The organism is Sporolactobacillus sp. STSJ-5 (assembly GCF_024385605.1).
Lineage (GTDB): Bacteria > Bacillota > Bacilli > Bacillales > Sporolactobacillaceae > Sporolactobacillus.
On record NZ_JANFOJ010000006.1, the window covers coordinates 61,959 to 79,169 of the forward strand.

14 protein-coding genes are annotated in these 17,211 nt (G+C 46.0%); 4 read left to right on the top strand and 10 right to left on the bottom strand.

The features are described from left to right. Positions 1–138: 138 nt before the first annotated feature. From qoxD to NOM01_RS07670, 6 genes are all read right to left on the bottom strand, one after another. A complete protein-coding gene (gene qoxD / locus NOM01_RS07645) occupies positions 139–456 on the bottom strand; it encodes a cytochrome aa3 quinol oxidase subunit IV (RefSeq protein ID WP_255747770.1) in 318 nt (105 codons plus the stop codon). Position 457: 1 nt separating this feature from the next. Further along, complete coding sequence (gene qoxC, locus NOM01_RS07650) at positions 458–1,087, bottom strand: cytochrome aa3 quinol oxidase subunit III (RefSeq protein WP_255747771.1); 630 nt, start codon at positions 1,085–1,087, stop codon at positions 458–460. Further along, a complete protein-coding gene (gene qoxB, locus NOM01_RS07655; RefSeq protein ID WP_255747933.1) occupies positions 1,087–3,030 on the bottom strand; it encodes a cytochrome aa3 quinol oxidase subunit I in 1,944 nt (647 codons plus the stop codon). The genes qoxC and qoxB overlap by 1 nt, the downstream gene beginning before the upstream one ends. A 16-nt stretch (positions 3,031–3,046) precedes the next feature. Continuing rightward, entirely contained in the window at positions 3,047–4,006 is a 960-nt protein-coding gene (gene qoxA / locus NOM01_RS07660; protein ID WP_255747772.1) for a cytochrome aa3 quinol oxidase subunit II, read from the bottom strand. 554 nt (positions 4,007–4,560) lie between these two features. Further along, positions 4,561–5,685, bottom strand: a complete 1,125-nt coding sequence (locus NOM01_RS07665) for a LysM peptidoglycan-binding domain-containing protein (protein WP_255747773.1) — start codon at positions 5,683–5,685, stop codon at positions 4,561–4,563. A gap of 82 nt (positions 5,686–5,767) precedes the next feature. Beyond that, positions 5,768–7,543, bottom strand: coding sequence for a putative bifunctional diguanylate cyclase/phosphodiesterase (locus tag NOM01_RS07670; protein WP_255747774.1), 1,776 nt, complete (start codon positions 7,541–7,543; stop codon positions 5,768–5,770). A gap of 232 nt (positions 7,544–7,775) precedes the next feature. Here NOM01_RS07670 and pdxK point away from each other — a divergent pair, with 232 nt between their 5' ends. Then, positions 7,776–8,615 (top strand): pyridoxine/pyridoxal/pyridoxamine kinase, encoded by an 840-nt coding sequence (gene pdxK, locus NOM01_RS07675; RefSeq protein ID WP_255747775.1) that lies wholly within the window; start codon positions 7,776–7,778, stop codon positions 8,613–8,615. Positions 8,616–8,772: 157 nt separating this feature from the next. Here pdxK and NOM01_RS07680 read toward each other — a convergent pair whose 3' ends face one another. After that, a complete protein-coding gene (locus NOM01_RS07680; RefSeq protein WP_255747777.1) occupies positions 8,773–9,396 on the bottom strand; it encodes a TetR/AcrR family transcriptional regulator in 624 nt (207 codons plus the stop codon). Positions 9,397–9,589: 193 nt separating this feature from the next. Between NOM01_RS07680 and NOM01_RS07685 the strand changes: the two genes are divergently transcribed. Then, on the top strand, positions 9,590–10,315 hold the full coding sequence (locus tag NOM01_RS07685; RefSeq protein WP_255747778.1) for an ABC transporter ATP-binding protein: 726 nt from the start codon (positions 9,590–9,592) through the stop codon (positions 10,313–10,315). Continuing rightward, positions 10,312–11,520 carry an ABC transporter permease gene (locus tag NOM01_RS07690; RefSeq protein ID WP_255747780.1) on the top strand — a complete coding sequence of 403 codons (1,209 nt, stop codon included), beginning with the start codon at positions 10,312–10,314 and terminating at the stop codon, positions 11,518–11,520. Before NOM01_RS07685 ends, NOM01_RS07690 begins: the two co-directional genes overlap by 4 nt. A 145-nt stretch (positions 11,521–11,665) precedes the next feature. Here the strand turns inward: NOM01_RS07690 and NOM01_RS07695 are convergent, their stop codons facing one another. Continuing rightward, positions 11,666–12,175 (bottom strand): PTS sugar transporter subunit IIA, encoded by a 510-nt coding sequence (locus NOM01_RS07695; protein ID WP_255747782.1) that lies wholly within the window; start codon positions 12,173–12,175, stop codon positions 11,666–11,668. 182 nt (positions 12,176–12,357) lie between these two features. Between NOM01_RS07695 and NOM01_RS07700 the strand changes: the two genes are divergently transcribed. After that, positions 12,358–14,583, top strand: a complete 2,226-nt coding sequence (locus NOM01_RS07700; RefSeq protein WP_255747783.1) for an alpha-galactosidase — start codon at positions 12,358–12,360, stop codon at positions 14,581–14,583. A gap of 179 nt (positions 14,584–14,762) precedes the next feature. Here NOM01_RS07700 and NOM01_RS07705 read toward each other — a convergent pair whose 3' ends face one another. Beyond that, entirely contained in the window at positions 14,763–15,089 is a 327-nt protein-coding gene (locus NOM01_RS07705) for a DsrE family protein (RefSeq protein ID WP_255747785.1), read from the bottom strand. A gap of 137 nt (positions 15,090–15,226) precedes the next feature. Further along, a complete protein-coding gene (locus tag NOM01_RS07710) occupies positions 15,227–17,125 on the bottom strand; it encodes an ABC-F family ATP-binding cassette domain-containing protein (protein WP_255747787.1) in 1,899 nt (632 codons plus the stop codon). Positions 17,126–17,211 lie beyond the last annotated feature (86 nt).

Here is a 17,211-nt window from a genome sequence, read left to right on the forward strand (position 1 = left end):
ATTATCAATCAAATAAATTCATAAGTATTCACAAAATGCCGTTTTTTGACTGATTTATGAACTTACCCATATATTTTCTTTGCGCAGAAAAGGCGGGGCAACAAGCGCTCCGCCTTAATTTTAACATAGTGCGCCTTTTTACAGCGCGTAGGCTAATATCCATAATGTTCCGCCAACAACGGCAAATGCAACATAAATACCAAAAAGAATGCCAATGAGTTGATGGACAGGCTCAGTTCCTTCTGTCACATGCATAAACATGAACAGCTGAATGAACGCCTGAAAAATTGCTAATCCAACAATAATTGTTAGGGTAACATGCACCGGCAACGACAAACCAACAGCAATCCACAGGGCGATAAAAGTAAGTGCCAGTGAAAGCAGCAGCCCAATGACTTGCTTCCAAGGAAAACCTGCCCGCACCTGTTCCGACATTTGATTCTGATTTTCATCCATTTTAAATCACCAACCCTGTCAGATAAACAGCTGTAAAAATAAAAATCCAGACAACGTCAAGGAAATGCCAGTAGAGACCGGCCATGAATGCCTTACGTGCTGTGACCGGCGTAATGCCTCGCTTTCCAAGCTGCAGTAAAATACCGATAATCCATATAATACCAAGCGACACGTGACAGCCGTGTGTACCAAGCAGAACAAAGAATCCGGAGAGGAACGCGCTTCTTGATATCGGTGCCCCTTCATGAACTGCATAGGTATAAAATTCGTTGACCTCAAGTCCGACAAACACCAGACCAAGCAGAATGGTTACAATCAGCCATCCGATCAGTCCTTTTTTATTATGACGGCGAAGTTCTATTGTGCTTAATCCGCATGTAAAACTGCTTACCAGAAGTACAATCGTTTCAGCCATAACCGGACCGATCTCAAACAAATCCTTTGCCGTCGGACCGCCGGCTGTGTGACTCTGCAGCACAAGATAGGTGCCGAACAAGGTGCCGAACAGGACCAATTCGGCCGCAAGGAAGATCCAAAATCCGACAATACGAAGGTCGCCTTCCTCTGTCGTGTATTCAAGAGGCATTTTGCTTCGATCTTTTTCATGCAGGCTCAGTGTTGATTCCGTCATTAGGATAACCTCCCCGTGGCAGCTTCGGTTCGTTTAATTTCCTCAACTGAGATGTAGTGATGATCATTGTATACAAAGGAACGTGCGATCATACACGCGATAACACCGATAACGCCTGGAATAGCCATCCAGTACCACTCAAAAACACACCCGAATCCGGCCACAAACATAAACGAAGCCATGATGACCGGAATACCGGTATTATTCGGCATGTGGATCGGTGCATAAGATTTAACTGTTCCTGCATTTCCTGCTTTGCGTTTTTCCTTTGTCACAGCAAATGCGTCTCGTTCCGAAACTTCAGGAATATGTGCGAAATTATACTCTGCAGCCGGTGAAGCAGTTGACCATTCCAAAGTGCGGCCGTTCCACGGATCGCCGGTCGCATCCTTTTTCCCATGCATCGCGCTCCAAATAATATTGTAGGCCATTAGGACAAATCCTGCGCCCATACCAAAGGCACCGATGGTCATCACCACATTGATCGGAGTCCATCCAAGTCCTGCAGGGTACGTATACATACGACGGGTCATGCCCATCAAACCGAGGAAATACATCGGCATAAAGCAAACATTAAAGGAAATCATGAAAATCCAAAACGACCATTTTCCCTTTGTCTCATCCAGCATGTAGCCGAACATTTTTGGCCACCAATAATGCAGACCGCAAAAGATGCCGAACACGGTACCGGCAATCAGGGTACTGTGGAAATGGGCAACCAGAAAGTAGCTGTTATGATATTGGTAATCGGCAGGCGCCATCGCCAGCATTACGCCGGTAACACCGCCAATTGTGAAGTTCGGAATAAAGGCCAATGCCCAGAGCATCGGAGTTGTAAATTGAATACGCCCTTTATTCAAGGTAAACAGCCAGTTAAAGATCTTCACACCGGTTGGTATCGCGATGAGCATCGTCGATATTGAGAAAAAGGCATTAACAGGAGCCGTATTGCCCATGGTGAAAAAGTGGTGCAGCCAAGTAATAAAACTGAGCAAGGAGATTGCTACCATTGACCAGACCATGACGGCATACCCGAACAAAGTCTTATGTGCAAACGTGGCAATGACCTCGGAAAAGATGCCGAATACCGGCAGCAACACAATATAAACCTCCGGATGCCCCCAAAACCAGAACAAATTGGCCCAAAGCATCGGAGAACCTCCGGCAGCAATCGTGAAAAAGTGAGCACCAAACAATCGGTCAATAGTCATCAGAGCCAGCGCAACCGTGAAGGCCGGAAATGCGAAGACAACAATAACCGATGTAATCAATATGGACCACGTGAACATTGGCATTTTAAACAACGTCATGCCCGGAGCACGCATTTTTAAAATGGTCACAAGGAAGTTGATTCCCGTAGCCAGCGATCCAATCCCGGAAATCTGCACACCGAGCAAATAGTAGTTCTGTCCAACGCCGGGGTTCATTTCCACATCCGCATACGGAGCATAGCTTGACCACCCTGCATCCGGTGAACCGCCAATGACGAACGATAAGTTAAACAGCATTGCTCCGACAAAGAACAACCAAAAGCTGAGTGCGTTCAAAAATGGGAAAGCAACATCGCGCGCGCCGATTTGAAGCGGCACAGCTATGTTCATTAAACCAAAAATAAATGGCATGGCAACAAAAATAATCATAATTGTGCCATGGGTCGTGAATACTTGATTATAATGTTCAGCATCAAGAAAATGCAGATTAGGCAAAGTCAGCTGTGTACGCATCATCAAGGCATCAACACCGCCTCTGAAAAGCATCAGCAGCGCTGCAATAATGTACATAATGCCGATTTTCTTATGATCAACTGAGGTCAGCCATTCTTGCCACAGCCATTTCCACTTTTTAAAATAGGTTAAGACAGCAACAATGCCAATTGAAGCTAAAGCGATTGAAGCGTCCGCGCCATAAATCATCGGATCTCCGGTGACAAAAAACCAACCCATAAACGATTTAATGGAATCAATCATTGTGGTCATGCCCCCCTTTCCCGTTGTTCTCTTTATCCATATCCATACCATTCATTTTGTCTGTTTCGACCGGATCGCCATTCATCAGCGCTTCCATCTGTGCTTTGTTCAAATCCTTCGAAACAAGTTCCGGATAGGACGAAAACTCTTGCGGTTTCACCGTATTCGGCTTAAGCAATTCCATATATTTTTCATGTGTCAGAGCCGGTTTATTGCTTTTCACAGACTGTACCCAGCTGTCAAAATCCGTGGCTGATCGCGCCATCACTTTAAAGGTCATGTGTGCAAAGCCCTTGCCGGAATAGTTGGAGCTGCGTCCATCATAGTTGCCAGGTTTATCTGCCTGCAGCCATAACTTCATTGGCATATCAGTCATGGTATACTGCTGGCCTCCCAGTTCCGGCACCCAGAACGCATTCATTGCATCATAGGCATGGAGACGAAATTTGACCGGTGTACCTGCCGGAATCACAACATAATTAACGGTCTCAATCTTTTGATTCGGATAACGGAACAGCCATTTCCACTGGACCGAGGTCACGTCGATCGTGAGCGTTTTGCCCGCCGTTTTTGACTGCATCGCCGTGGCCTTCGGAGGATTACTCAACGAAAATAGTGTTTTCACCGTTGGTACTGCAAGCAGCACGCAGATGACCACCGGAACAATCATCCAGATTATTTCAAGTTTCCTGTTTCCCGTATCATCAGGATCGTATCCGGCACTTTTTTTACGTCCATACCGTGCCAGCACATAAACAAATATTATAAGAACAATGGCGAGAACGAAGCTCATCATAATTAATGACCAGATAATCAAATGATATTGTGATCTGGCTACAGGTCCCTGCGGATTCAGCACAGCAATCTTGTCTGAGCACCCAGTGAGCATGGTGAGCATCGGTACCGCCAGCAGGAGAAGCATAGGTTTTATGAGTATTTTTAACTTCTTCACGTTTGCTCTTCCTCCCCTCTTTTTCTCTCTTCGTTTTACGCACAAAGTAAACATTGACATTATAGCATAAACTTTAAATTATAACTTTAATAAAACTGTTTTAAAGTGATTTTTGTTACAATATGTTGTCATATTCTTTATTTTATATATTATTACTGTTTTAGACACATATCGTTCACTTATTATTCACATTATAGAAGGTTTTCTTCAAATTTTAAAGCGTTTTCACTCGTTTCTGGTTAGAAGCAAACCGTCTGTACATACGAACAACTTCATACGCGGTTAAGGCAATAAATGTCGCTTCACTAATGATACGGTTCAGCGTCACGTATCCAGGGTCGGTCGATCGGAGTATGCGCCTATTCTGATAATAGACGGAAAATTTTCGCTTAAGAACCCGAATGCTTTATGAGTCAGAAGTGAGACGGATGACGGGCATTTTTTATTAGCTCAAAAACACCTTTCAGGCGGGTCATGACTGTTATTTACCTGCCAAAAAAGCCCGGGACGGATATGTCTCCGTCCCGAGCTTTCTCTTTTATTTTATTTCACAGTCACATGGTGCCGGGAATAATCAAATGCTGTCCAGGATAAATCAGTATGGATGATAGATTATTCGCTCGCATTAACTGATTCACGGTTATGCTATGGAGTGTTGCAATTTCCCATAGGCTGTCGCCTTTTTTCACTTTGTAATCGCCGCTTGAACTGGATGACGATTTTTGCGTTGTCGTTTTGTATGAGGTCTGTGTGGCAGTTGAAGCAGACGATGCTGCTGTCTGTGAGAGTTTCAAAGTTTGCCCGGGAAAGATCAGATCCGATGTTAATCCATTAGCGAATTTCAGCGTGTTCACCGACATTCCGTTTTTGCTTGCAATTGCCCAGAGACTGTCGCCGCTTTTTACCGTATAGGTTGAAGCAGACGAGCTCTGTTGAGTCGATGAGGTCGATTCGGACGATTGCACAGACTTGGCATTTTCCGTTGTGGCGGATGCGGATGTCCCTGATAATTTCAACACCTGACCCGGATAAATCGTATCTGACTTCAGTCCGTTAAGAGATTTCAGCTGAGATACCGACGTGCTGTTGTGATTTGCAATTGCCCAGAGACTATCGCCGCTTTTCACCGTATAGGTTGAAGCAGCAGTGCTCTCTGTTGATGATTGTGCAACGTTAGCAGTTTGACTGCTGCTTGAAACGCTCGTACCACTGCCTGTAATCCGGCGAGCGGTTTTGAATTTCGGTTCCCAGTACGACTGTGAACCTCCTCCGCTGAATACATTTGTGACGTGAACACCAACTGTGACTTCAGAACTGATCATCTGCCCGTTACCAACATAAATGCCGACATGATGGATGCCTCCATCACCTGATGTATCAAAGAAGAGCAAGTCGCCAGGCTGCAATTGACTTCTCGACACACCTACTCCTACCGTTGCCTGCGCTGCAGAAGTTCTCGGCAAGGTCACATCCATAACCTTTTTGAATATGAGCTGAGTAAACGAAGAGCAGTCAAATACAGATTCAGAATAAGCCGGTGCGCCGTATTCATATGATTTTCCTTGATAGTTCAACGCTTGATTCACGACATCCTGCCCTGACGCAGCCAAAGCCTGCTGTCCGGTCGCCGAAAATAATAGTCCGCTCACTAAAGCGGTAGGCACAATCATTTTTTTCATGAAAAACGCCTCCTAATTATCTGCGTACTTGAACACTGCACACTATTAATAAAATAATCGACCCATCTTCCGCTCAAATTTCCTACATAATCATTTCACTGATTTGCTGATTAATCGGGGCCAGCTGTTCAACAAATCGCTCAGCGTTTAAAGGCCGGGCAAACAGATACCCTTGAGCGAGTGCGCAATTCGTTTGTTTCAGAAACTGGACATGTTCAGCCGACTCGACACCTTCAGCGACCACTTGCAAGTTAAGCTCATTTGCAAGCGCCACAATCATTCGGACGAGTGCAACATCTTGATGATCATGGCGGTTGCCCCGGATAAATGATTGATCAATTTTGAGCTGTCTCAATGGCAATTGCTTCAGATAGTTTAAAGAATTGTACCCTGTTCCAAAGTCATCAATGCTGATACCGACCCCAATCTCTTCAAGCGCCTGAAGTTTCTGAGACATCACGAACAGGTCTGCACCGGCCGTCTCCGTAATCTCAAGCTGCAGGCGCTCTGCCGGAAGACCTGATTCGGTCAAGGACGACTGAACCAAGTCTACCAGATTCTCTTGGAACAGCTGCTTCGGTGACAGATTAACAGATACATTAATTAAAAGTCCTTGGTCATTCCATTGCTTGGTCTGCTTGCAAGCCGTCCTCATCACCCACTCGCCGATTTGCTCAATGAGTCCTATCTCCTCGGCAAGCGGAATGAATATACCCGGAGAGATAACCCCTCGAATCGGATGAATCCAGCGGATCAGTGCTTCGGAGCCGACAACAGTTCCCGCCTTAAGATCAATTTGCGGTTGATAGTGAAGTGTAAATTCGTTCCGCTTCACCGCATGGCGCAAGTCCATTTCCAGTTCAAGCCGCTTGCGCAGACTATTGATTATTCCCGGGTTATAGAATTCATATTTGCCGCGGCTGTTTTTCTTCGCATAATGAATCGCTGCAATGGCAGAATCAATCAGTCTGCCTCCGCTGTCGGCATCCCCCGGGAAAAAACTCACACCCATCGTGATCGATTCGTACCACGGAGTATCATGAATCTGAATCGGTGCTGTAAACGAGTTCATGATTCGTTTCATGTGCATTTTCAAATCGGCTCGCGTACGGTTCTTGAATAAAATAGCGAATTCATCGCCTCGATAGTGATAAACACGCTCCCCTTCACATTCTTTCAGCCGTTTCGCCGCTTCTTGGAGCAGCTTGTCCCCGGCGTCTCTTCCAATAGTGTCGTTCACTCTGTTCATGCTGTCAATATCGACAAACACCAGTGCGAGCGAAAGCGCCGGATTTTCAATGGTTTCGTGTTCAAGCTGTCTGCGAAGCGCGAGACTGCCCGGGAGTTCGGTTACCGGATCAATAAGACTTTCTTTGCCGTCGCCGCTCTGTAGATAAGCGCGATCCTCGACATCCGCGGTCCCGACATAGATTAATGAATGACGCATATCACTAATTTTTTGGCTTTTGACCACCAGTGAAACTCTTGATCCATCGCCGCGGATCACAACAATTCGTTCCTCGATCGCGTTGGTTCGTCCTTCTCGCAGATCATTAATGACGGCTGCCGTTCCTTCAAAATTTTGCAATGAGACGACATCCTGCCATTTCATCTGTTTCAATGTTTCGGCAGAATAGCCTGTCAACTCACAGAGCCGGTTGTTCACGTATATAAATGCACCTTTATTTATGATAAACGCACCGATATGCAAGGTATCGGTTATTTTTTTTATTATTTTCTCGCCTTCCTCTTTCTTCCTTAATCTCTGAATGCGAAAAAACATCAGCAGAGAAACAATTGAAAGAAGGATCGCCAGGAAAGCGGCGAAATTTATAAGCCATTCATTGTCTCCAGACATGATACAGAAAGCACCTGCCTTCCATCACCAACCATTAATCTTCCGTTAGTGACAGTAGTCTACATCTTATTTATCGGCTCATATATCAATCGGTTTAATGAATAATCCAAAAAAAATTCGACAAATTATCCTCAAATGATTTGAAATACAATAGGGACAAATACTGAACATAGTTTTTTTTAAGAATACTTACTATAATAGAAAACAAAGATAGGTACGAGGAGGATGATTTATGAACATAATTCACAAAGCAATGACCATTGCGGGATCAGATACGAGTGGCGGCGCAGGGATGCAAGCCGATTTAAAAACATTTCAAGAGCTCGGTGTTTACGGCATGACCGCGCTGACCTGCATTGTAACGATGGATCCGTACAAGCATTGGTCGCACAGCGTCACCACGCTGGATACGGAATTACTAAAGAAACAGCTGGATACGATTGTTGTCGGTATTGGTGTTGATGCAATGAAAACCGGTATGCTCGGCTCACCGGAAATAATAAAAATCGCCTCTGATACCATTGAAAAAAATCACTTAACACGTGTGGTGATTGATCCGGTCATGGTCTGCAAAGGTGCCGAAGAGGAAATTCAGCCGGAACTGCAGCCTGAGAATACGGCCGCAATGCTTAAGCTGCTGATTCCAAAAGCACTCGTTACTACTCCGAATTTATACGAAGCGGCACGGCTGACCGGCATGCCAAGGATCACAACTGTTGATCAAATGAAAGAAGCGGCACAAAAAATCGTCGCACTAGGAGCAAAAAATGCATTGGTGAAAGGCGGAAGTCGGCTACCCGAGACGGATCAGGCCATCGACGTTCTTTATGACGGCAAGGACTTTCATATCATCGCCGATGAACGCGTGGACACGCCGAATATTCATGGAGCAGGCTGCACTTATGCGGCTGCCGTCACCGCGGGACTGGCTAAGGGTCAATCGGTACTTGAAGCTGTTAAAGTAGCTAAGGCATTTGTCACTGCTGGAATCCGCGCTTCATTCAGCCTTAATGAGTACACCGGCCCAACTGATCACAGTGCGTATAAAAAGGAATTAGCAGCGAAAGGTTAATGAATGATTGGATACAAAAGAGTAAGCGCATGGAGTAAGAAGTCATGATGTGTTTCCGATCAGCCGAGACGCATGCCGTCGTTTCAATGAATAGCGAAGTATAGTCTTGCACTCTATATATTAGATAAAAATCGCTTCACAATTTGTGAGGCGATTTTTATTTGCGTTCATCTGGAAAACCAAGGCCCAACGCTCTGAGTGGCCCGCGAGTCATAATAAGAAAAAGCTTTTCCGCCATCTCCCGCTCTGAAATCCGCATTTGATTTTCAAACCACCAGCTGACGAGCCCGATCATCGCTGATGAGATAAAGATCGGCAGGATTTCAAGTATCAAAGGATCCGCTTTCTCGGACGGAACCTGTAATGGTTGAATCTCTGTTCGGAATTTTGTTAGAAAAAGCGATTGCATCCGATGGCGGAACATCGGGATTCCCTCGTTAAATAACATCGCTCGAAAGAAACGATCATGCTTCTTAAAGTGTTGAAAAATGGTTAATGCAAAGCCGACGACTCGTTCGGGGATTACTTTGTCATCCACAAAATACTCATGCGGGCGAAATTTATCGACAGTCTCTGCCAGACCTTCCTCCATAACGGTTTCCAGCAAGTCATATTTATCTTCATAATGAAGATAAAAAGTGCCGCGTCCGATTTTAGCGGCTGAAGCTATATCTTTAACTGTAATCTCATTAAAATTCTTCTGCAGCAGCAAATCGAGAAAGTGTGATTGAATGGCCGCACGTGTTTTAAGTACGCGCAGATCTGTTGAATCGGATGCCATAAATCCCCCTCCGAAATCATTGACGTTCAAGACGATGATCAAACAAAATAAGACAGATAATCAACGTTTTGCTTCAAAGTGTTCAATAATGACCATTTTCTCAAACATTGACTATTGAACATTTTCCCCACCCATTCTATCATAATTAATGAACACAGTGTTCAATAGCATGCATACAAAGGATGTGATGACGGTGAGCTACCCGATCAAGGGAGACCATCTGCACAAACGGTTCAAGAATCAAATCGTACTGGATGATGTGTCTCTCACGCTTCAAGAAGGGGAAATTTATGGCCTGATTGGTCCGTCCGGTGCCGGAAAGACGACGCTTGTCCGGATCTTGCTCGGCCTTGAAAAAGCAGACAGCGGCAAGGTTGAATTGTTTGAACAGCGCCCGACCCTGAACGCATTCCGTTCGCTCGGCTATATGGCTCAGTCCGACGCTTTATATAACGAATTAAGTGCTTATCAAAATCTTGAATTCTTTGCCTCCATTCAAGGGATGCGCGGCAAGGAGAAAAAGCAGCGCATCTACGAAGTGGCCAAAGCAGTTGATTTAGAGAAGGATTTGAAAAAAAATGTGTCCAATTTTTCTGGAGGAATGAAACGGCGCCTCTCACTGGCGGCGGCTCTCGTCCATCGTCCGCGGCTCTATTTGCTTGACGAACCAACAGTTGGCCTCGATCCGATGATCCGGCGCAAGCTGTGGACACTTTTCCATTATTTAAAAGGAAAGGGCGCAACCATTATCGTGACCACTCACGTCATGGATGAGGTCGCACAATGCGACCGGGTCGGACTGCTCAGCGAAGGGAAAATAATTGCTGAGGGTGCGCCTAAAACATTAACCGAACAATACGGCGTTCCTTCTGTGGAAGATATCTTTATCACGATTGAGAAGGAAGGCGCAAAGAAATGAGAAATCTGTTTGCTATGGCACGGCGCATTATTCGCCAGATTGTCCGCGATAAGCGCACCCTGGCTCTATTGATTATCGCGCCGCTTCTGATTCTGACGCTTGTCTGGTATATTTTCGGGGCTAAAACCTCCGAACCGAATCTTGCCATTATTCATTATGAGTCTTCCGATTATCTGTCTGCTTTTAAAACATCCGATTACACGCGAATGAGTCCGCTGCAAGCGCGGCAATCTCTTGCTGACAAGAAGATCGATGCCTATGTTGATTTGAAGAATCCGATTAAAGTGCATTTAGAAGGCAGTGATCCATCACGTAACGGTCTCGCGATGAGCAAGATCCAGAAGTCGATGCAAACGATTCAACAACTGAACGTTACATCCATGAAGAAGCAGCTCACTGATGTCATTAACGCACAGCAGAAAGGAATTCAGGCCCAGCAGCAAACTATGAAGCAGATGTCCGAAGCGATGCAGCGCTATGCGCCTTCAGCGCTCACCTCAATCATGCAAAATGCACCAAAAACGGAGCAACCGAACCAAGCAAATGCACCAGACAAAGTGAAGCTGGATGTCTCCTATCTGCATGGCAATGACAGTCTGAACACCTTTGATTCCTTTGGGCCCGCCATGGTAGGTATTTTTGTCTTCCTGTTTATCTTCATGATCGGCGGTGTATCCTTCCTTCGTGAGCGGACAACCGGAACCCTAGATCGCCTGATGGCTTCCCCCATAAAGAGTTATCAGATTATCTGGGGCTACATGTTCGGTTTCGGACTGTTTGTGATCGTCCAGTCCTTTGTCCTCACCTGTTATATTGTCTATGTGCTGAATATCTACAACATCGGACATCTGCTGGACGTACTGATTATCGTGTTCATCCTGTCCTTCAGTGCGCTTTCGCTCAGCATCCTGCTTTCGACCTTTGCATCGAATGAGCTGCAGATGTTCCAGTTCATTCCGCTTGTCATTGTTCCGCAGGTCTTTTTGTCGGGACTGTTTCCAATTGATACCCTGCCCAGCTGGGTGCGTGCGATTGGCAATCTGATGCCGATTCATTACTCGACCGAGGCCTTGAGAAATATCATGATCCGCGGCACCGGCTTTTCTGGGTGGTGGCTCGATGGATTGATTCTCCTGCTTTTCTCCGTCGTCTTTATTGTTATCAATGTTCTGGTCATCCGCCGTTCGCGACCGATTGCCGATTAATTACAGATATGTTTAAAGACCGAGCTGCTCGCTCGGTCTTTTTATTGCATCATTTTTCATTTTTCAACAGAAGCGAATCATTGATTTAATCATTTCGTACGAATTTTATGCCGTTCGGCAATGGTTTTTCAAGATTCATTACCATTTATGATTGAATCGATACTTTATTATTTTCCACAACAACATGCTCACCATCATTCAAATTGGTAAACACAACAGAAGTAATCGTCGACGGAACCTTATCCGAAATCTTGGAGAAATCGACCTGCAGCAGACGATCCCCCTTCTTCACAGCAGTACCATCCTTTACAAGCGACGTGAATCCCTCTCCTTTAAGAGAAACCGTTTCCAATCCCACGTGTATTAAAATCTCCCGACCATCGTCCGACTTGAGCGAGATCGCATGTTTCGTAGGAAATATATTCGTTATCTTACCATCGACAGGAGAACGGACAATATCATTTTCCGGAATAATCGCAAAACCGTCACCCATCATTTTTTGAGAAAACACAGGATCCGGCACCTCTGTTATGGACACAACTTTTCCCTTTAACGGGATATAAAATTCGCCGGAAGCAGCAACTTCTGCATTACTTGGTTCCGCTTGATTCGCATTCAATTCACTTTTCTTAAATAACTTTTTTAAAAAGCCCATCCGTGCTCACCTCCGAAAACAAAGTGCAAAAAGATTTCTTAATATAACTATACTGTTCGTCATCTATGAACGCAAACATGGCGCATTCCCTAACTATTTGTTAGATTTCTAAATATGTATGGGCTTTCTTTACTTAATTAATCTCATCTACTAAAATCGATCTATATTAAGAAAAATCTCAGATGCACCACAACAAACGACGTCATCATGGAGGTTTTGTCGTGATCAATTATGATTCGAAAAACAAGATCTTTCATCTGCAAACCCAAAAGGCCAGCTATGTAATGCACATAGACAGCGGCTATCTCCTTCATCTCTATTGGGGTAAGAAAATAAACAGATACCGCGGAAGCAGACCACTCACCGAGATGCCCAGATCGTTCGCACCTTATGCGGATCCTGCGCGGCGCGGATTTACGCTGAGCACGCTGCCATTAGAATATCCGGCATACGGGAATGGCGATTATCGTCATCCCGCCTACCAGATCCAGCTTGAGAACGGATCGACAATCACTGATCTGCGCTATGCAGGCCATGTGATCTACTCAGGAAAGAAGAAACTGAATGGTCTGCCCGCTACCTATATAGAGCAGGAACAAGAAGCTCAATCACTGGATATCATGCTGCAGGACCCGGTGGCCGGTCTGTCCGTTGTGCTCACCTATAGTGTGTTTCGCGATTTCAACGCGATCACCCGATCCGTGCGTTTCGAAAACATTGGAGCCGGCGTCCTTCGCATTCTGAACGCGGTAAGCGCTAGTATCGACTTTCGTGATGATGAATATGACAGCCTGAGTTTCTATGGCTCTCATAATAACGAGCGCAATATGGACCGCCGGCCGCTCGCACCGGGCAGTCGTGTGATTGAGAGCGTACGCGGCGCCAGCAGTCCGCAGCATGATCCGTTTTTCGCCTTAATGCGCCAAAATGCAGATGAAGCGAAGGGGGAAGTGTTCGGCTTCAGTTTCGTATACAGCGGCAATTTTCGATCACAAATCGAGGTCGATCAATACAAGACCACACGCGCATCAATTGGATTAAACCTCTTTGATTTCAGTTGGAGGCTGGATCCGGATGATACCTTTCAAACGCCTGAAGCAGTTCTTGTCTATTCCGATCAAGGACTTGGCGGCATGTCACGAACCTATCATCACCTATATCGGGAACGGTTAGCCCGCGGGAAATACCGTGATCAGTTGCGCCCGATCCTGATCAATAATTGGGAAGCCACTTATTTTAAGCTGAATGAAAAAAAATTGCTGGCAATTGCCAAAGAAGCGCAAAAAGTGAACATCGAACTTTTCGTACTGGACGACGGCTGGTTCGGTCATCGCGATAATGACAAAAGCTCACTTGGCGATTGGTTTGTCGATAAACGCAAGCTGCCGCACGGACTGGCATGGCTTTCCAATCGCATTCACGAAATGGGGCTTCAATTCGGTCTCTGGTTCGAGCCCGAGATGGTCTCTCCGGACAGCGATTTATACCGTGCGCACCCAGACTGGTGTCTGCATGTCCCGAATCGTCTGCGCAGTTTAAGCCGCTACCAGTTCGTACTTGATCTGTCGCGCAAAGATGTGCGCGATTATCTTGAACATTCGCTATCCTCTATCCTCTCAAACGCGAATATCAATTACGTCAAATGGGACATGAACCGCCATATGACCGAAATCGGCTCAGCACTGCTGCCGCACGACCGCCAACGCGAGACAGCTCACCGTTATATGCTTGGGCTTTATGAATTGATCGAACGTCTCACCAACGCATTTCCAAATATTCTGTTTGAGAGTTGTTCAAGCGGCGGCGGACGCTTCGATCCCGGAATGCTCTACTACATGCCGCAGACGTGGACCAGTGACAATACTGACGCCATTTGCCGATTAAAAATTCAATACGGAACCAGTGCTGTCTATCCGCCGATTGCCATGGGTGCACACGTCTCCGCAGTACCCAATCATCAGGTCGGCCGTATCACATCGCTTGCCATGCGTGGAGCCGTCGCCATGTCTGGAAACTTCGGCTATGAGTTGGATCTCACGAAACTGACCGATGAGGAAAAAGATGCAGTAAAAAAACAAGTGGCTTTTTATAAAGAAATTCGCCCTCTGATTCAATTCGGCGACTTCTATAGGATCACAAGCCCATTTGAGCGTGGCGATGCCGCTTGGTGCTTTGTGTCACCAGATCAGTCCGAGGCGATCGGCTTCTATTTTACCGTGCTCGCCAGTCCTTCTCAGGTGCAAAAGTCATTTCGTTTTCAAGGCCTCAATTCGGAATTTTTGTATGAAAACAACGAAACTGGCCATGTGTACGGGGGCGACGAACTGATGAACACAGGACTGAATGTGCCGATTGAAAAAGGTGATTTCCGCAGCTATGTGTGGCGGTTCAGGAAAGTGGTGGAGTGAACGGGGTCGCAACAAAAGATGCACCTGCATAAAAAAAATTCACTAATAAATGATCCTGGCCCAAGTGCGCTGCTTGTGCTAGGATCATTGCTTTCTTATGGGTGTTGCGTAGTAAATAGGTACTGTGCAGCAATGGACTACATGAAAATCACCTTTACAAAAAACGGATCAAACCAACGTTATGGCTTAATATATGCGTAGCCACTGCTTTGCTTTTTCACTAATTCCACAACTCCTGCCGGAACGACAGATACAAATTCAGGAAGATCCTCTTTCAGGATATGTTGCGCATTTAAAGCGTTCTGACAAGCGACGAACTTGGCTCCTTGATCACTCAGCTCTCTCATCTGATCGATGAACGCTCCAGACCGATAGCCGTTGACTGCCGCTGCATTAGCCAGCACTTCAATTTCAGCGGCCATATGATCTGCCATGAAATTTTTCACATTACCAAGCACCAATGGCCACTTTTCTTTTTCATCAATATGGAAAATAACATGATACATTATTAATCTCCTTCTTGCTTGTTTTTTTCTTACAACATTCTTAAATAGCAGCAATATGTTTGCTCGCGTGATTAATCATTGATAATCTAAAAATTTAAAGAAAGCAAAAATCCATTAATGGGATTTTTGCTTTTCATTTATTGATTTTCAATTTCTTCCACTTTCAGCGACAGCTCAGTCCATCGCTCCATTGCCTGATCGAGTTCGGCTTCGGTATTCTGCTGCTCAGTAAAAAGATCTTGCACTTTACCGGCGTCGCTGCCTGCTTCGACAATTTCTTGCTTCAGCTGCTCTACGCGGTCTTCAAGAGCAGCGATCCGATCTTCAATCCCGTTCCACTCCTGCTGTTCTTTATAGGTCAGCTTCTTTTTTTGAGACGTTTGCCTGCGTGCCGGGGCTTCCGTTTTTTCTGATTTCGCTTTGCTTGCCGCTGCCCGCTCAATTTTCCGTTCATCCACATACTCGCTGTAGTTACCTTCATAGCGGCGAATGATGCCGTTACCTTCAAAGGCAATCAGACGATCCGCAATTCGGTCCAGAAAATAACGATCATGGGAAACCGCAAGAACAGTTCCTGGGAATTGAAGCAAATAGTCTTCCAGAATCGTCAGTGTCTCGGTGTCCAAGTCATTGGTCGGTTCATCGAGAAAGAGTACATTCGGCTCGGACATTAGGATACGCAATAAATACAGCCGCTTATGTTCGCCGCCGGACAGTTTGCGGATAAACGTACGCTGCCGCGGTCGTGAAAAAAGAAAGCGTTCCAGCATCTGTTCGGCCGTCACTTGTTGTCCGTCATCTGTCCGCATCACCTGTGCAGCCTCTTTAATATAATCGATGACCGTCAAATTCTCATTCATTTCCGCATGTTCCTGCGTATAGTAACCGATTTTTACCGTCTCGCCAATTTCAACGATGCCTGAGTCCGGTTCGATGCGTCCCGCAAGTATATTGAGCAGTGTGGTTTTACCGCAACCGTTGCTGCCGATGATCCCCAAGCGTTCACCCGGGGTCACGAGCAGATCAAAGTCATGAATAAGTGGCTGTCCGTTAAAGCGCTTAGACACCTGCTTCGCTTCAATGACCTTCTTGCCCAAACGCGTGGATCCAATCGCGAGATCCACCGATTGCTTTAACTCCGGGCCCTTATGCTCCTGCATCTCATGCACGCGTTCAACTCTTGCTTTTTGTTTCGTCGACCGAGCTTTGGCGCCACGTCGAAGCCAAGCCAATTCCCGGCGCAGCTGGTTCTGATGCTTTGTTTCCCCCGCCGCTTCCTGCTCCTCGCGCTCCGCTTTCTTCTCAAGAAAGAGTTCATAATTGCCGTCATAAATATAGAGATTGCCGTGATCCAATTCAAAAATCTTACGTGTTACGCGATTAAGGAAATAACGATCATGGGTCACCATTAATAACGCGCCAGGATACTGATTCAGTGCTTCTTCCAGCCAGTCGATAATGTCGTTGTCTAAATGGTTCGTCGGCTCATCGAGAATCAACAGATCTGCAGGTTGAATTAATGCCCTGGCCAGCGCAATGCGTTTTTTCTGCCCACCGGATCCCTCGCTTGCCGGCGTCTCAAAGTCATGAATGCCAAGACGTGTTAAAATGCTTTTCGCCGCTGCTTCAGCGTCCCAGGCACCGGCCGTATCCATTTGCTGCTGACATTTCAGCAACTTTTCCTGAAGCGACTGATCACTCGGATTCTTCTCCAGATCACGAAGCGCTTGTTCATAACTTCGCACCGCTGCCATGATCGGTGAGGTCCCACCGTAGATATAGTCCAGCGCGGTGACTCCCGGTTCAAAAGTAGGTGTCTGCGGCAGATAAGCAAGTCGAAATGCATTGGCGTGGCGTAAGTTTCCGCTTTCTGCCGAGTCCTTTCCGGCAAGTACATTCAACAAGGTCGATTTGCCTGTGCCGTTGACACCGATCAATCCAATCCGTTCGCCCTCCGAGATCGAAAATGAGAGATGATCAAAAAGTGTTTGCGTTCCATACGTCTTATATAAATTTTCCACATCGAGAATACTCAAGCTGTATCATCCTTAACCGAGCCGAATTATAGAATTCTTAAGCCGGATTTCGGATAAATTGAGCCGAATCCGGGTAAGTCAGGCAG